Annotated in this window: 11 protein-coding genes and 1 pseudogene; 5 read left to right on the top strand and 7 right to left on the bottom strand. The window is 60.0% G+C overall.

Translation table 11 applies throughout. The features are described from left to right. Positions 1-192 (bottom strand): annotated as a pseudogene (locus WFM46_RS01900) (H(+)/Cl(-) exchange transporter ClcA); the annotation flags it as partial. 177 nt (positions 193-369) lie between these two features. On the opposite strand from WFM46_RS01900, the gene hemL reads away from it, so the two are divergent. Beyond that, a complete protein-coding gene (gene hemL / locus WFM46_RS01895) occupies positions 370-1,650 on the top strand; it encodes a glutamate-1-semialdehyde 2,1-aminomutase (protein WP_180210901.1) in 1,281 nt (426 codons plus the stop codon). A 94-nt stretch (positions 1,651-1,744) separates the two neighbouring features. Here hemL and fhuB read toward each other — a convergent pair whose 3' ends face one another. From fhuB to hrpB, 6 genes are all read right to left on the bottom strand, one after another. Further along, the gene (fhuB, locus tag WFM46_RS01890) at positions 1,745-3,727 is read right to left on the bottom strand and encodes a Fe(3+)-hydroxamate ABC transporter permease FhuB (protein ID WP_159339970.1); all 1,983 of its coding nucleotides are present in this window, start codon (positions 3,725-3,727) and stop codon (positions 1,745-1,747) included. Further along, positions 3,724-4,611, bottom strand: a complete 888-nt coding sequence (gene fhuD / locus WFM46_RS01885; RefSeq protein ID WP_442913437.1) for a Fe(3+)-hydroxamate ABC transporter substrate-binding protein FhuD — start codon at positions 4,609-4,611, stop codon at positions 3,724-3,726. The genes fhuB and fhuD overlap by 4 nt, the downstream gene beginning before the upstream one ends. Further along, positions 4,611-5,408 carry a Fe3+-hydroxamate ABC transporter ATP-binding protein FhuC gene (gene fhuC / locus WFM46_RS01880; protein WP_103823288.1) on the bottom strand — a complete coding sequence of 266 codons (798 nt, stop codon included), beginning with the start codon at positions 5,406-5,408 and terminating at the stop codon, positions 4,611-4,613. The genes fhuD and fhuC overlap by 1 nt, the downstream gene beginning before the upstream one ends. 54 nt (positions 5,409-5,462) lie before the next feature. Further along, positions 5,463-7,712, bottom strand: a complete 2,250-nt coding sequence (gene fhuA, locus WFM46_RS01875) for a ferrichrome porin FhuA (RefSeq protein WP_336996962.1) — start codon at positions 7,710-7,712, stop codon at positions 5,463-5,465. Between the two features lie 236 nt (positions 7,713-7,948). Next, positions 7,949-10,465 (bottom strand): bifunctional glycosyl transferase/transpeptidase, encoded by a 2,517-nt coding sequence (gene mrcB / locus WFM46_RS01870; RefSeq protein WP_159339971.1) that lies wholly within the window; start codon positions 10,463-10,465, stop codon positions 7,949-7,951. Positions 10,466-10,577: 112 nt separating this feature from the next. Beyond that, a complete protein-coding gene (gene hrpB / locus WFM46_RS01865) occupies positions 10,578-13,007 on the bottom strand; it encodes an ATP-dependent helicase HrpB (RefSeq protein WP_336996961.1) in 2,430 nt (809 codons plus the stop codon). A gap of 73 nt (positions 13,008-13,080) precedes the next feature. On the opposite strand from hrpB, the gene thpR reads away from it, so the two are divergent. From thpR to gluQRS, 4 genes are all read left to right on the top strand, one after another. After that, positions 13,081-13,611: an RNA 2',3'-cyclic phosphodiesterase gene (thpR, locus tag WFM46_RS01860; RefSeq protein WP_336996960.1), complete on the top strand. Its 531-nt coding sequence runs from the start codon at positions 13,081-13,083 to the stop codon at positions 13,609-13,611. Positions 13,612-13,623: 12 nt separating this feature from the next. Further along, positions 13,624-14,328 (top strand): DNA/RNA nuclease SfsA, encoded by a 705-nt coding sequence (sfsA, locus tag WFM46_RS01855; RefSeq protein WP_103178315.1) that lies wholly within the window; start codon positions 13,624-13,626, stop codon positions 14,326-14,328. A gap of 177 nt (positions 14,329-14,505) precedes the next feature. After that, positions 14,506-14,961, top strand: coding sequence for an RNA polymerase-binding protein DksA (gene dksA, locus WFM46_RS01850; protein WP_012016093.1), 456 nt, complete (start codon positions 14,506-14,508; stop codon positions 14,959-14,961). A gap of 72 nt (positions 14,962-15,033) precedes the next feature. Then, positions 15,034-15,921 (top strand): tRNA glutamyl-Q(34) synthetase GluQRS, encoded by an 888-nt coding sequence (gene gluQRS / locus WFM46_RS01845; protein WP_336996959.1) that lies wholly within the window; start codon positions 15,034-15,036, stop codon positions 15,919-15,921. Positions 15,922-15,933: the final 12 nt, after the last annotated feature.

Genomic DNA, 15,933 nt, shown 5'->3' with positions numbered 1-15,933 from the left:
ACGCCAGTTCAGTACGCCATTGACGGCCCTTTCGAACGCGACGCCCACCAGCCCTGCCAGCGTGCCGACAACGGCTGCGCCCAGCAAAATTGCCAGCGGCGTCTTGTCGCGGTTGAGCAGCCGACGGATGCTGATACGGTATTGCGCGCGCGCAAATTGTTGTTCTTCAAATGAGGGGGAGTCTGATTTCATTGCCTGTTAGTTTTCGTCATACAAATCGCCGCAGGGATTTTACCAGAGACCGTCCAGCCGTCTCCTGAAAATTGCTTAACAATTGTTAATGCATTACCAGGGTAAAAATTTCATAACCTTCCACGAATCACTTAGAATAGTGCGCTTAACCATTTTATACGAGCCAGGAATCACGCCATGAGTAAGTCTGAAACGCTTTACAGCGCTGCCCGCGAGCTAATCCCTGGCGGTGTTAACTCCCCGGTCCGCGCCTTTACCGGCGTGGGCGGTACACCGCTGTTTATTGAACGTGCCGATGGCGCCTATCTGTATGATGTGGATGGCAAAGCCTATATCGACTATGTCGGCTCATGGGGCCCGATGGTACTGGGACATAACCACCCGGCTATCCGTAACGCGGTCATCGAAGCGGCGGAGCGCGGTTTGAGTTTCGGCGCGCCAACCGAGATGGAAGTCAAAATGGCGGAGCTGGTGACTGAACTGGTCCCGACCATGGATATGGTGCGCATGGTGAACTCCGGTACCGAAGCGACCATGAGCGCCATCCGTCTGGCCCGTGGTTTTACCGGCCGTGACAAAATTATCAAATTTGAAGGCTGCTACCACGGTCATGCCGACTGTCTGCTGGTGAAAGCCGGTTCCGGCGCCCTGACCCTCGGCCAGCCGAACTCTCCGGGCGTGCCGGCGGATTTCGCGAAGCACACCCTGACCTGTACCTATAACGATCTCGATTCGGTGCGTGCCGCCTTTGAACAGTATCCTCAGGAGATCGCCTGCATCATCGTTGAGCCGGTGGCGGGCAACATGAACTGCATTCCACCGCAGCCGGGCTTCCTGCAGGGCCTGCGTGCGCTGTGTGACGAGTTCGGCGCGCTGCTGATTATCGACGAAGTGATGACCGGCTTCCGCGTGGCGCTGGCGGGCGCCCAGTCTTATTACGACGTGGTGCCGGATCTCACCTGTCTGGGCAAAATCATCGGCGGCGGCATGCCGGTGGGCGCCTTCGGCGGTCGCAAAGAGGTGATGGATGCGCTGGCCCCAACCGGTCCGGTCTACCAGGCGGGCACCCTCTCCGGGAACCCAATTGCCATGGCCGCCGGTTTCGCCTGTCTGACCGAAGTGGCCCAGCCGGGGATCCACACCACCCTGACCGATCGCACTACCCAGCTGGCAAACGGTCTGCTGGACGCGGCGGAAGATGCGGGTATTCCGCTGGTGGTAAACCACGTGGGCGGCATGTTCGGCCTCTTCTTCACCACGGCTAAAACCGTCACCTGCTATCAGGATGTGGTGCAGTGCGACGTTGAGCGCTTCAAGCGCTTCTTCCATCTGATGCTGGACGAGGGCGTTTACCTGGCGCCGTCGGCGTTTGAGGCGGGCTTTATGTCGGTTGCGCACAGCGAAGAGGACATCAACAAAACCATCGAGGCGGCGCGCCGGGTGTTTGCGAAGCTCTGATGATGTTGTTTGCCGGGTGGCGCTAACGCTTACCCGGCCTTCAAAACCCTCAAACCGTAGGCCGGGTAAGGCGAAGCCGCCACCCGGCATTTTTTTACCGGCTCTGCTTGCGCAGCAGATAGATAAAGTACGGCGCACCGATAAAAGTGGAGAGCAGCCCCGCCGGGATCTGATACGGGAACAGCACCATCCGGCCGCACCAGTCGGCGAACACCAGCAGTATCCCTCCGATTAACGCCGACATCACAATGTGCGGCATCGTCCGACGGAAGCCCATCATCCGCGCGATGTGCGGCGCCATCAGCCCGATAAAACTCAGCGGGCCAATCGTCAGGGTCGCCGTCGCCGTCAGCGCTGCCGCCAGCAGCAGCAGGCCGATTCGCGAGCGGTTCAACGCCATGCCCACCGAACGGGCCGTGTCGCCACCCAGCGGCAGCACCGTCAGCCAGCGACGGCAGAGCGGCACCAGCGCCAGCAGGAGGAGCATTGCTATCCCGGTGCTCATAACCTGTTCGGTCGTCGCATTATAGGTTGAGCCGGAAATCCAGGTCAGGATCTGCGCCATACGCGGATCGCCGCTGGCCTGCAGCATCATCAGCAGCATGGTGAAGGCGGTACTCAGCGCCATCCCCGCCAGCAGCATCCGGTGCGGCGAGAAGCCGCCGCGCCCGGCAGAGACCAGGATAATCAGCAGCGTCGCTGCGGCACCAAGGCTACCCGCAGGCATCAGCCAGCCGAAGGCATTACCCGGTACAAAGAAGAGCATCAGCACCACGCCGAACGCCGCACCGGAGCTGATCCCCAGCACTTCCGGGCTCGCCATCGGGTTACCGGTAAGGCGCTGAATAATGCAACCCGCCACCGCCAGCATCACCCCGGCCATCAGGGCGGCAAAAATACGCGGCGCGCGCCACGGCAACAGTTCGTCAAGCATCGCTCCGCTCGCCCAGTGCCATCCCTGCGCATCCCGGCCAAACGCCATCGCCGCTATCACCGCCAGCAGCAGTACCGCGCCGCCTGCCAGGGCAAACCACACCACGTGGTGGCGCTCGGCCTGCACTTTATCGCCCGCGTTCATCGCCGGGGCGCTCATGCTGCGCAGACGCGGCAGCAGCCACAGCAGCAGCGGCGCGCCGATCAGGGCGGTTACAGAACCGGTGGAGACCTCCATCCATACCCGCGTCAGCCAGAGGATCACCTGGTCAGAGAGCCAGAGGATCAGCGCCCCAATCAGCGGGGCCAGTATCAGTCGGGAGAGCAAGCGCCGCGCCCCCAGCATTTTCGCCAGCAGCGGCGCGAACAGTCCGATAAAGCCGATGATGCCCACGGCATTCACCAGCAGAGCACTGATAACAATCGCCAGCGTCAGCGCTGCCAGACGCGCCAGGGAGAGCGCCAGCCCGAGGTTACGCGCCACGCCATCATCCAGCCCCATCAGGGTAAGCGGGCGCAGCAGCAGCAGAGTCAGCACCACGCCGGCGAGCAGCTGCGGCCAGAGGCGCTGGACGATGCTCCAGTCGGTTTGCGTCAGCGTCCCGGTACTCCAGAGGAACATGCTTTGCAGCTGGTCGTGATGGAAAATCACCAGCAGTTGGTTAACCGCGCCGCAGTAAAGGCTCACCACCAGGCCTGCCAGGATCAGCGTGACCGGCGAGAGGCGTTTACCCCAGGCCACGCCAAAGACAATCGCCCCGACGACGCAAGCGCCCACCAGCGCGGCGAACTGCGCCGCCAGTACGCCCGGTAGCGCCCACAGGGTGATGATGGTCATCCCCAGCTGGGCGCCGGTCGCCACCCCCAGAGTGGTTGGCTCGGCGAGCGGGTTACGCAGCACCTGCTGGAACAGTACGCCCACCAGCCCGAGCCCTGCCCCCACCAGCAGCGAGATCGCCAGCCGCGGCAGCAGGCTGTAGTGGAACAGCATCTGTTGAATATTGTCGATATCCGGGGCGGCCAGCGCGCTGCCCCACTCGCTGCGCGGCAGCGCAATGCTCAGGTTCCACCAGGTTAAGCCCAGCGCAACGGCCAGCAGCAGCGCCATAAACAGCGCCGGGAAAAGGGCAATCCGTGACCTCATGCCTGGCCTCCCAGGGCGCTATCCAGCACGCGGGCAAAGTGCATCGCCGACAGCGTCGCGCCGTAGAACCACACCGCGGGAACGCGCTTCACGCGCTGCTGGCGGACAAACGGCATCGCCTGCCACAGCGGCGTCGCCATTAGGGTCTGCATTTCCCGTTCATTGCCGTGATCGAAGCAGAGCACATCCACATCCTTAAACGCCGCCAGACGGTCGATCCCCACGGCGGTACTCCCCCAGAAGGTCATCTCCCCTTCCCAGGCGTTTTTAATCCCATAGCGATCCAGCACTTCCTGGAACAGGCAGTTATTGCCAAACACCAGCATATGACGGGCATCGAGCAGCGTCACCATCAGCAGCGGACGATCTCCACGACCGGCGAAGCGCGGTTTATAGCTGTCAATCACGCTGTCGAAATGGTCGAGATGCTGGCGGGCCGCACTCTCCAGATTCAGAAGCTGCGCCATCTCGGTTAACGATTTCCGGGCATTGGTCAGCGGTTTTTTCCCGTCGCTAAAGGCAAAACCCCGCCCCGGCGCAATGCGCGCCAGCTTCTCTTCTGACGGGCCATACCCGGCCGACCAGACCAGGTACGAGGGTTTCATCTGGGTGAGCAGTTCGAGGTTGGGCTCGGTACGCAGGCCAATGTCGATAACCGACTCTGGCAGCCGGGGCTCGTTCACCCACAGGGTGTAGTTAGGAATATCGGCCACGCCGTAAGGGGTCACGCCGAGCGCCAGCAGGAGCTCAACGGGGAGCCACTCCAGGGCCACAATGCGCTGCGGATCGATAGCGGCAGCCTGCGCCGTGTTCATTTTCCACAGCAGCGGCGAGAGGGCCATGGCCGTCAGCAGGCGGCGACGGCTAATCATAAAATCAGGCATCAGTAGACAAAGCTCACCGGTGCCGCTCCCGCAGGATGCGGCAGAATACCCATAGGAATGCCGTAAATGTTTTCCAGCGTCTCGCTACGCATCAGCTCGGCAGGCGTGCCCTGAGCGATCATCTCCCCGCCGCGCAGCGCCACCAGGTAATCGCAGTAACGCGCCGCCATGTTGATGTCGTGCAGCACCGCAATCACCGTCAGCCCGCGCTGCTGGCTTAAGCGATGCACCAGCGCCAGCACATCCACCTGATGGGCGATATCGAGGGCCGATGTCGGCTCATCCAGCAGTAAACAACGGCTATCCTGCGCCACCAGCATGGCGATCCAGGCGCGCTGGCGCTCGCCGCCGGAGAGGCTATCCACCAGACGATGGGCCAGCGGTTTTAACCCCACCAGCGCAATCGCCTCTTCCACTTTCTCGCGGTCGGCCACGCCAAAACGCCCCAGCGCGCCATGCCACGGATAACGGCCGATCGCCACCAGCTCGCGGACGGTCATCCCTTCCGCCTGCGGCAGTTGCTGCGGCAGATAGGCCACCTTGCGGGCAAAGGCTTTGCTGTTCCAGCTCTCCAGCGGCTGGCCGTCGAGCAGGATATCGCCCTCAGACGGCGGCTGATGGCGGCCGAGCATTTTCAGTAAGGTGGATTTGCCAGAGCCGTTATGGCCGATAAGGCCGGTCACCTGGCCTGCGGGGAAGGTCAGCGAAAGGGGATGCAGCAGCGTGCGTCCGGGAACGCGAAAGGAGACGCCATCGAGCGCAAAAGTGGTATCGGATTGCGGGTTGTTTTCCTGCATGTCAGCCAACTTAAGTAAAGAAAAGGGCACGAAAAACGTGCCCAAATTTAAAGGTTAGAAGCGGAAGGTCGCAGTCGCAACAACCTGGCGTTCTGCTCCCCAGAAGCAGCCATAGGTGTTGAAGCAGCTGGCGACGTATTCACGATCCAGCAGGTTGTTCACGTGCAGCGCCACGTTCGAGCCCGCCATGCCAAAGCGCGCCAGATCGTAGCGCACCAGCGCATCCATCACTGCGTAACTGCCCACCTTAAAGGAGTTCGCCGGATCGCCATAGCTGGAGCTGGAGAAGCGACCGCCGGTGCCCAGGGTCAGGCCAGAGAGCGCGCCATCATAGAAGGTGTAATCCCCCCACAGGGAAGCCATATGCTCAGGCACCTGCGCCGGGGTGTTGCCTTTGTAGTTGGTGTCGGTGGTGTACTCCACGTCGGTGTAGGTGTAAGACCCCACCACGTTCACGCTGGCAGACAGCGCTGCTTTGGCTTCGATCTCCACGCCGCGGGCGCGGATCTCGCCGCCTTCAACCGAGAAGAACGAGCCCGCAGGATCGGCCATCAGGTTGTTGGTTTTGGTCAGTTGATACAGGGCACCGGTCAGAACGATCGGACGATCGCTCGGCACGTACTTCACGCCCACTTCGTACTGCTTGCCTTTAGAAGGCGCAAACGGCTTGCCTTGCGCGTCGGTCTGGGAAGAGGGCTCGAAAGATTCGCTGTAGCTGAAGTACGGGGTGACGCCATTATCAAACAGGTAGTTCACCCCGCCGCGCCAGGTGAACTGATTGTCATCACGTGATGCGGTGGTGCCCGCGACGCGGTTAAACGAATCCTGCTCTGCCCAGTCGTAACGGCCCCCCAGGGTGACCAGCACCTTATTCCACTGCGCTTGATCCTGCACGTAGAGACCGGTCTGCTGCTGTTTGTTCAGAAGCTGATACGGGCCGGAGTTGTCCGGGTTTTTCGAGCCGAAATCGAAATCGCTGTACACCGGGTTGTAGAGATCCAGCAGCGGAACGGAAGCGTCATAGCCGAACCAGGCGTTGATGTCGTTACGCATGCGCATATAGTCAACGCCGGTCAGGAGGATATGGTCAACGTCGCCGGTGGCGAATTTGCTCTGCAGCTGGGTATCAACGGTGAAGTTTTGCAGCTTCTCATCGTCAACCACATATTTACGCGCCAGGTAATGGCCTTTGTCCGCAGGTGATAACGCGTTACAGAGGGCGTTGCCACTGTTCGCCGCATCGGAGCAGACGCCGTAACCATAGACGCTGTTCTGCGAGGTTTTATTCTCGGCAAAACGCAGGTTCTGACGCACGGTGAAGGTGTCGTTGAATTCGTGATCGAAGCTATACCCGACCATCTTCTGGTTACGGGAGTAGGTATTGTTTTTCGCCCCTTCGTTGAAGTCGGTCGGCAGGCGATCGCCGTTTGGCAATGGATCAACCGTGCCCTCTTTCGGCAACCAACCGTAGTAACCGGTCTCCGGTTCGTTCTGGAAATAGGAGAGGAAGGTGAAGTTGGTTTTATCAGACGGACGCCAGGAGAAGGATGGCGCAATGGTGTAACGCTGCTCTTCCGCACGCTCCTGCTGGGCGTTGTTAGAACGCGCCAGACCGGTCAGGCGATAAGAGTACACCCCGTCGTCGTCCAGCGCATCGCTGAAGTCAAACCCGGTCTGGAACAGACTATCCGTCCCGACCTTAAACTGCACCTCTTTCAGCGGCTCGGTCAGTGGACGCTTGCTGACCATATTCAGCAAACCACCCGGGCTGCTTTTGCCGTAGAGAACGGAGGTCGGGCCGCGCATCACTTCCGCGCGCTCGATCATATAAGGGTCAATTACCGCGTCGTTATAGAAGTTGCCCTGCATCTTCATGCCGTCGAGGTAGTTGTTCTGGCTTTGGCCATCGGCAGCAAAGCCACGAATAATCAGGTAATCGTAAGTATTGGACGCGCCACGCGTACCGACTGCCACCCCTGGCGTATAGCTCAGTGCTTCTTTCACCGAGCGCGGCTGGTGCAGCGCCATCTCTTCCGCGGTCACCACGGAAATCGACTGCGGCACCTTCTCAATGGAGGTATCCGTCTTGGTGCCGGTAGCGGACTGGCGTGCCGCAATGGTCGCCGCCGGTCCCCAGGCGCTCTCCTGCGGAGCAGGCGCTGCGGTGACGGTGATGGTTTCTTCTTTTTTAGGGGTTTCGGCAGCGTGAGCGTAAGCAGACATGCCGCTAACCGCTGTGGCTACAACAACTGCGATTTTACGCAGTGAAGATTGCATTGGCTGAGCAGTTTTTGAAAGCGCCATTGGTATATCTCTGATGAAAGCGTGAATGATAACGTAAACGAGAATTATTATTATGACCGCAGCATATTATGCGAAACATTCACGGCATAGCAAGTGATATGCGCCCCTACAGGAAATGAGGGTATAAGAATTAAACAATGGAAAATAGAGGGTTAATAAATGAAGGTTTGAGTGTTGGAGGGATGTTTAATTGAGGTGAAAATTCCCTCTCCCGCAGGAGAGGGAATAGTGGTGAGTTAACCGCCGAACATATCCTTGATCCAGCCCGCGACACCGTCGCTCTCCTTCTTCTCGGGCTGCTGCGGCTGCTGTTGTTGCGGCTGCGACTGCGGCTGAGAAGACTGGTCAAACGGATTACCCGATGGTTCCGGGGCAGCCTGCTGACACAGGGAGTCCGGGTTGCTGGTCCAGACCGGCACACGGCGCATACCGCCGCCACACACAAAGTTGCCCGACTCATCCACGCCCATATCGACGATATCTTCCGGTGGCGTCAGGGTTAACGGCACCGGCGACTGGTTAGCCAGATAGCGCTGGTAGATAGACATCGCCCCGCTGGCACCATACAGCTTGGTTGGCTGGTTGTTATCGCGCCCTACCCAGGTGATCACCACTTCACGTCCGTCGATACCCGCAAACCAGGTGTCGACGTTGTTATTGGTGGTCCCGGTTTTACCCGCCAGATGCAGGCCAGGGTACTTCGCCCCCAGCTGACGCCCGGTACCGCGCTGCACAACCTGCTGCATGGTCCAGAGGGTCATATAGGCAGCCTGCGCCGGTACGGCACGCTCCGCCTGCGGGAAGCTCTGGTACAGCGGGGTGCCGTCTTCGGCAATCACTGAACGCAGCGCAGAGAGCGGAGCACGGTTCCCGCCGCTGGCGATGGTCTGGAACGCCTGCGCCACTTCAATTGGCGTCAGGTTCAGGGCCCCCAGCAGCATGGCCGGAACCGGATGCAGCTGATCTTTTGGCACGCCCAGTTTTAGCCAGGTATCGGTGACTGCTGGCAGGCCAAGCGCCATCCCGAGGTTAACCGTCGGCACGTTCATGGAACGCGTCAGGGCGTCCACCAGCATCACCTGGCCGCTGTACTGCTTATCGTCGTTCTGCGGCGACCAGACCTGGCCATTCGGCTGGCGCAGGGCAATCGGGGCATCGGCGATCCAGGTGTTGAGACGATACTGGTTCGGCTGGCTCAAAGCGGTGAGATAGGTCGCCGGTTTAGCCAGAGAGCCGATCGAACGGCGTGCCTGCATGGCGCGGTTATAGCCCGCAAACTGCGGCTCTGCCCCGCCGACCATCGCCCGCACTTCGCCGGTGGTGCGATCGACCACCACCATCGCGGTCTCCAGATCGTTCAGCTTGCGCTGTTTTTTCAGCGCCGGAATGCCTTCTACCGCCGCCTTCTCTGCGGCATCCTGCGCCACGGAGTCAAAGGTGGTGAAGATCTTCACGCCGGAGAGATCTTTAACTTTATCGCCCAGTTTGGCCTGCAGCTCCTGACGCACCATCTGCATAAATGCAGGCTGCGGGGAGATGACGCCACCGCGCGGCTGTACGCCTAACGGACGTGCGCTGAGCATGTCATACAGTTCCTGGTCGATCACCTGCTGCTGTTGCAGCAGACGCAGCACCAGATTACGCCGCTCCAGAGCCAGTTTCGGGTTACGCCACGGGTTGTAGATGGAGGCACCCTTAACCATGCCCACCAGCAACGCCTGCTGGTCGAGGCTCAGCTCTTCCACCGGACGGCCAAAGTAGTAGAGGCTCGCCAGCGGGAAGCCGCGAATTTCATTGTCGCCGCTCTGACCGAGATAGACCTCGTTCATATAGAGCTCAAGAATGCGGTCTTTGCTGTAGCGCGCATCCATCAGCACGGCCATGTAGGCTTCGTTGGCCTTACGCCAGTAGGAGCGTTCGCTGGAGAGGAACAGGTTCTTCACCAGCTGCTGGGTCAGGGTACTTGCCCCCTGCACCGTGCGTCCTGCGGTCAGGTTCGCCAGCACCGCACGACCAATGGAGTAGAGGCTGACGCCATCGTGCTCATAGAAGTGACGGTCCTCGGTCGCCAGCAGGGTATCCACCAGCAGATCCGGGAAGCCATTACGCGCCACAAACAGGCGCTGCTCGCCGTTTGGCGAGGAGAGCATGGTGATCAGCCGCGGATCGAGACGGAAGAAACCGAACTGACGGTTGTTCTCCATGTTCTCAATGGTTTCCAGATGATCGCCATCGAAGGTCAGACGCGCGCGCACCTGCCCCTCTTTACTGTCCGGGAAGTCAAACGGACGGCGGATCATCTCAATGCTTTTCGCCTGCACCGTAAACTCGCCGGGACGGGTCATCTTCGTCACCTGGCGGTACTGGGTCGCCTCCAGCAGCTTGACCATCTCGTTCTTGCTGATGGACATATCCGGCTCAAGGTTAACCATCCGGCCATAGACCGCCGCCGGCAGCTGCCAGACTTTGCCGTCAATGCGGCTGCGGATCTTTTGATCCAGATAGACGCCATAGATCGCCAGCAGGATGAGGAAAACAATAAACAGCTTCAGCAGCAGCCAGAACCAGCCGCGCTTGCCACGAGGTTTACCTTTTTTGCCTTTTCCTTTACGTGGCGCAGGTGCGTCATCGTCATACTCATTATCAACATCGTCGTACTCTTCATCTCTGAGGCGTCGACGGCCTGCCTTTTCTTTTGCCGGACGGGCAGGTCTTCCTTTACGTCCAATTGGCTCGCGGTCATTCCCCGCCATGCTTTCTCTCCGCAACTATCAGGCGCAAAGGCCCGATTCTCTGGTCTTCCCCCTGATGGAGGAAGAAGAAATCTCTCAAATTTACCCTCTCAGAGGGTATTGCCGGGTGGCGCTACGAATACTTCTTCGTGCGCCGGGTCGGCGCGGTATTTGCCGGGTCGTCCGGCCAGACATGTTTGGGATAACGCCCTTTCATCTCTTTTTGCACCTCGCGGTAGCTGCCAGCCCAGAATGCACCCAAATCCCGGGTGATCTGCAGCGGACGCTGGGCCGGTGACAACAGCTCCAGCACCAGCGGCACCCGCCCCTGCGCAATGGCAGGCGTGGTCGCCTCGCCAAACATCTCCTGCATGCGTACCGCCAGCGCCGGAGGATTATCTTCATGATAACGAATGGCTATCCGGCTGCCGGTGGGCACAGTGTAATGCCCTGGAAGCTCGGTATCCAGACGTTGGCGTAACGACCAGTCGGTTAAGTTCTGTAATGCCGCCTTAACATCCAGCGCTTTTAGCGCGCGCAGGGAGTGTACGCCACTCATTTGCGGCAGTAACCAGTTTTCCAGATTTGCCAGCAGCGAGGCTTCGTCTACCGCGGGCCACGCGTACTCCGGCAGCCACTGCGCCGCGCAGTGCAGGCGAAGCCGGTACTGCTCCGCCTCCGGGGTCCAGTTCAGCACGCTGAGCCCTTTATCGCGGATGCCGTTAAGCATCGCCTGATGCAGCTCCTCTTCCGAGGGCTTTGCCAGCGGCTTAACGCTCACCGTCAGGCGGCCAATCTGCGAACGCCGCAGCGCCTTCAGCGTGCCCTGCGCTTCATCCCACTCCACGGTGTCAGACTGTTCCACCAGGCCCGGAGAAGCGGCGATCAGAGTATCAATATCCACAGCTATGGCCTGCAGAATACGGGCATCCGGCGACTGGCTGCCCTGCAACAGTAGCGGGGCAATCAGCCACTCGTGGCGGGTCATGGCGTCGTCGCTCTGTAGCATCGCGCCCATGCCATTTGCCAGTTGATAGCGTCCATCAAGCCCACGGCGGCGGGCGATCCGGTCGGGAAACGCCTTCGCCAGCAGCACGGGTACCCGGTCGCTCTCCGGCGCCCCGCCCCGGCTGTTCAGGCGCGCACTCAACTGCCGGGCACGCTGCTGCCACTCCGGCTGATTACGGGAGAAGGCCTGAGCCAGATCGCTACTGGCGCCACGCGGCGGCTGTTCAAGGATAGCGGCCAGCTTTGCCGCCGTCGCAATATCGTCGTCATCCGTCGCGCTGGCCAGCATGGCCGCCAGCCGCGGATCGTTGCCAGACGTCGCCATCTTCTGACCAAAGGCGGTGAGTTGTTCTCCCGCCAGCGCCCCAAGCTGCGTTAATAAGCGCCGGGCCGCCGCAAGGTTAGTCGCAGGCGGCAGATCCAGCCAGTTTAATTGTGAGGGCTCCCGGCAGCCCCACTGCAACAGTTCCATCAGCAGGCCGCTGAGATCGCTTTGCATAATTTCGGGCGTGCCCTGCGCCGCGGCGCGTTCTGCCTGCTCAAACGGCGTAAGATGCAGGCAGATACCCGGCTCCAGTCGCCCGGCGCGCCCGGCGCGCTGGGTCATGGAAGCCTGGCTCACGCGCTGGGTCAGCAGGCGGGTCAGGCCGGTGCGCGGGTCGAAATTCGCCACCCGCTCCTGGGCGGAGTCCACCACCAGCCTGATGCCCTCGATGGTCAGGCTGGTTTCGGCAATATTGGTCGCCAGCACCACTTTGCGCTGCCCTGGCGGGGCTGGCAGGATCGCTTTACGCTGCTCGGCCAGCGGCAGCGCGCCATACAGCGGGCAGAGCACCACGTCATCACTTACGCGACGTGACAGCTGCTCCTGTACCCGCTGGATCTCAATCACGCCGGGTAAGAACAGCAGCAGCGAGCCCGGCTCCTGGCGCAGCAGCTCGGCGGTGGCGACCGCCACCGCTTCGTCGAAACGCAGCTGGGTGGAGAGCGACTGATAGCGCCGCTCCACCGGAAACGTCCGGCCCTCAGACACAATGGTGGGTGCCTCCGGCAGCAGGCGCTGGAGCCGCTCGTTGTCCAGGGTCGCGGACATGATCAGCAGTTTGAGATCGTCCCGCAGTCCCTGCTGGACATCCAGCAGCAGTGCCAGCGCCAGATCTGCCTGCAGGCTGCGCTCGTGAAACTCATCAAGGATCACCAGCCCTACGCCGTTAAGCTCGGGATCCTGCTGCAGCATCCGGGTGAGGATCCCCTCGGTGACCACCTCCAGCCGGGTATTAGCTCCGACGCAGGTCTCGGCGCGCATCCGGTAGCCGACCGTCTCGCCGGGCTTTTCCCCCAGTAGCTCCGCCAGACGCTGCGCCACGTTGCGGGCCGCGAGCCTGCGCGGTTCGAGCAGGATGATTTTGCCGTTGATTCCCCCCTGCGCCAGAATTTGCAGCGGCAGCCAGGTTGATTTGCCCGCACCGGTTGGCGCGTTCAGCAGCACCTGGGGGGCATGTTGTAAGGCGTGAAGGAGATCGGGAAGGACAACGGCGACCGGCAACAAGGACACGAATGGCTCCAGAGGGTTAACTTTACACGGCGTACATTGTAGCATCGCCACAATTCATTACCGAGTGCGCCGTATGCCCGAGTCAAAAAGGTTGTTTTTTGCCATTGAAATGCCTGCCCCGCTCCAGCGGCAGATCGTCCGCTGGCGCGCCGACCACTTTGCGCCGGAAGCGGGCCGTCCGGTGGCGGGCGGCAACCTGCACCTGACGCTGGCGTTTTTAGGGGATGTCAGCCCTGAGAAACAGCAGGCGCTGGCGGCAATGGCCGGACGCATCCGTCAGCCGAAGTCTACCCTGACGCTGGACGATGCCGGACAGTGGCTGCGCTCCCGCGTCGTCTGGCTGGGTACCCGCCAGCCGCCGCGGGGGTTATTACAGCTGGCCAACATGTTGCGGGCCCAGGCGGCGCGCAGCGGCTGCTATCAAAGCCCCCAGCCGTTTCATCCGCATATCACCCTGCTGCGCGATGCCAGCCACGCTGTCGCCATTCCGCCACCGGGTTTTCACTGGTCGTTTGCGGTGAAAGATTTTGTCCTCTACGAAAGCCGTTTCGCAGGCGGGCGCACGCGCTACACGCCGCTCCAGCGCTGGACGCTTACCGAATAACAAGGAATTCGCATGCAGTTTACCCCTGCCCTACAACCCGCCACGCTGGTACAACGCTATAAACGTTTTCTTGCCGACGTGGTAACGCCTAACGGTGAAACCCTGACGCTGCACTGCCCCAATACCGGGGCGATGACCGGCTGCGCCACGCCGGGGGATACCGTCTGGTACTCCACCTCCAGTAATATCAAACGTAAATATCCTCACACCTGGGAAATAACCCAGACCGCGGACGGAGAATATATTTGCGTCAATACGCTGCGAGCGAACCAGCTGGTCAAAGAGGCGATTAGTCTGGATTTTATTCCGGAACTGCGCGGCTATAACACGCTAAAAAGCGAAGTAAAATATGGCAGCGAAAGCAGCAGAATCGACTTTATGTTGCAGGCAGACGATCGCCCCGAGTGCTATATTGAAGTGAAATCAGTGACGTTAGCTGAGAAAGATAACGGTTATTTCCCGGATGCGGTGACGCTGCGAGGGCAGAAGCACCTCCGGGAGCTTATGAGTGTAGCGGCGGCGGGCAAACGCGCCGTGCTGTTATTTGCGGTATTGCACAGCGCAATTGGGCGATTTTCACCCGCCCGCCATATTGACCTTAAGTACGCGCAACTGTTGAATGAGGCACAAAAGCAGGGGGTAGAGGTTTTGGTGTATAAAGCTGAACTTTCTGCCGATAATATCACTCTGAGATCCGCTCTCCCCGCCACGTTATGAAAGGGGTTGAGCGTTGGCTAATAAGTATTCTGGTCGTGTGCGCAAATACGCTTTTCCTCACAGGCTTGTCAAGTGTTACGTTTAGATAATTGCCTTACGGAAAAGCATCTGCTATTTATAGCGGCCTGATTTTTCCCCCAACACGGGGATCGATAGTGCGTGTTAAGGAGAAGCAACATGCAAGAAGGGCAAAACCGTAAAACATCGTCCCTGAGTATTCTCGCCATCGCTGGGGTGGAGCCGTATCAAGAGAAGCCGGGCGAAGAGTATATGAATGAAGCCCAGCTATCACACTTCAAGCGAATCCTTGAAGCATGGCGTAATCAACTCCGGGATGAAGTCGATCGCACCGTTACACATATGCAGGACGAAGCGGCTAACTTCCCGGATCCGGTAGACCGTGCCGCCCAGGAAGAAGAGTTCAGCCTCGAACTGCGTAACCGTGACCGCGAGCGCAAGCTGATCAAAAAGATTGAGAAAACGCTGAAAAAAGTCGAAGACGAAGATTTCGGCTTCTGCGAGTCCTGCGGTGTCGAAATCGGCATTCGTCGTCTGGAAGCCCGTCCGACAGCCGACCTGTGCATCGACTGTAAAACGCTGGCAGAAATCCGCGAAAAACAGATGGCCGGTTAATGCCAGCCCTGTTATGACGCTACCACAGGCGGGAGTTCTCTCCCGCCTGATTACTTTCTGCGCCGTGTAATTATGCCTGCTGACTATATTGGGCGCTTCGCGCCATCCCCCTCTGGCGAACTGCATTTCGGCTCGCTTATTGCCGCCCTTGGCAGCTATCTGCAAGCCCGTGCCCGACAGGGTATCTGGCGCGTGCGGATTGAAGATATCGACCCTCCGCGTGAAGTTCCCGGTGCAGCAGAGTCCATTCTGCGACAGCTGGAACATTACGGCCTGCACTGGGACGGCGACGTTCTCTGGCAATCCCAACGCCACGAGGCCTACCGGGAACGCCTGGCCTGGCTGCACGCCCAAGGCCTTTCCTATTACTGCACCTGCACCCGCGCCCGCATTCAGCGCGTCGGCGGCGTCTATGACGGCCACTGCCGCACCCTGCATCACGGCCCGGAAAATGCGGCGGTGCGCGTGATGCAACAGCATCCCGTCACCTGCTTTACTGACCGGTTACAGGGTGAGCTCCACGCCGATGCGCGCCTGGCGGGCGAGGATTTCATTATCCATCGGCGGGACGGGCTGTTTGCTTATAACCTGGCGGTGGTGGTGGATGACCATTTCCAGGGCGTAAGCGAAATTGTGCGCGGGGCCGACCTGATTGAACCTACCGTCCGGCAGATTTCACTCTACCGGCTGTTTGGCTGGCCGGTTCCGGACTACATTCACCTGCCGCTGGTGGTGAATGAAAAAGGGATGAAACTCTCGAAACAGAATCATGCCCCCGCATTACCAACCGGCGATCCTCGCCCTGTTCTTATCAATGCTTTACAATTTCTAAACCAGGATGTAACAAATGAGTGGCAGGATCTGCGCACCGAAGAATTGCTGGAAAAAGCGGTGGCCAACTGGTCGCTCATTCGCGTGCCGAAAATCCAGCATTCTCAAATGCGTCTCGCTGAGCTATGATTAGCCGCTATT

Source organism: Leclercia sp. M50, from assembly GCF_037150775.1.
Classification (GTDB): domain Bacteria; phylum Pseudomonadota; class Gammaproteobacteria; order Enterobacterales; family Enterobacteriaceae; genus Enterobacter.
Note: the sequence above shows the minus strand (reverse complement) of the source record. Positions and strands in the feature narration are given on the sequence as shown.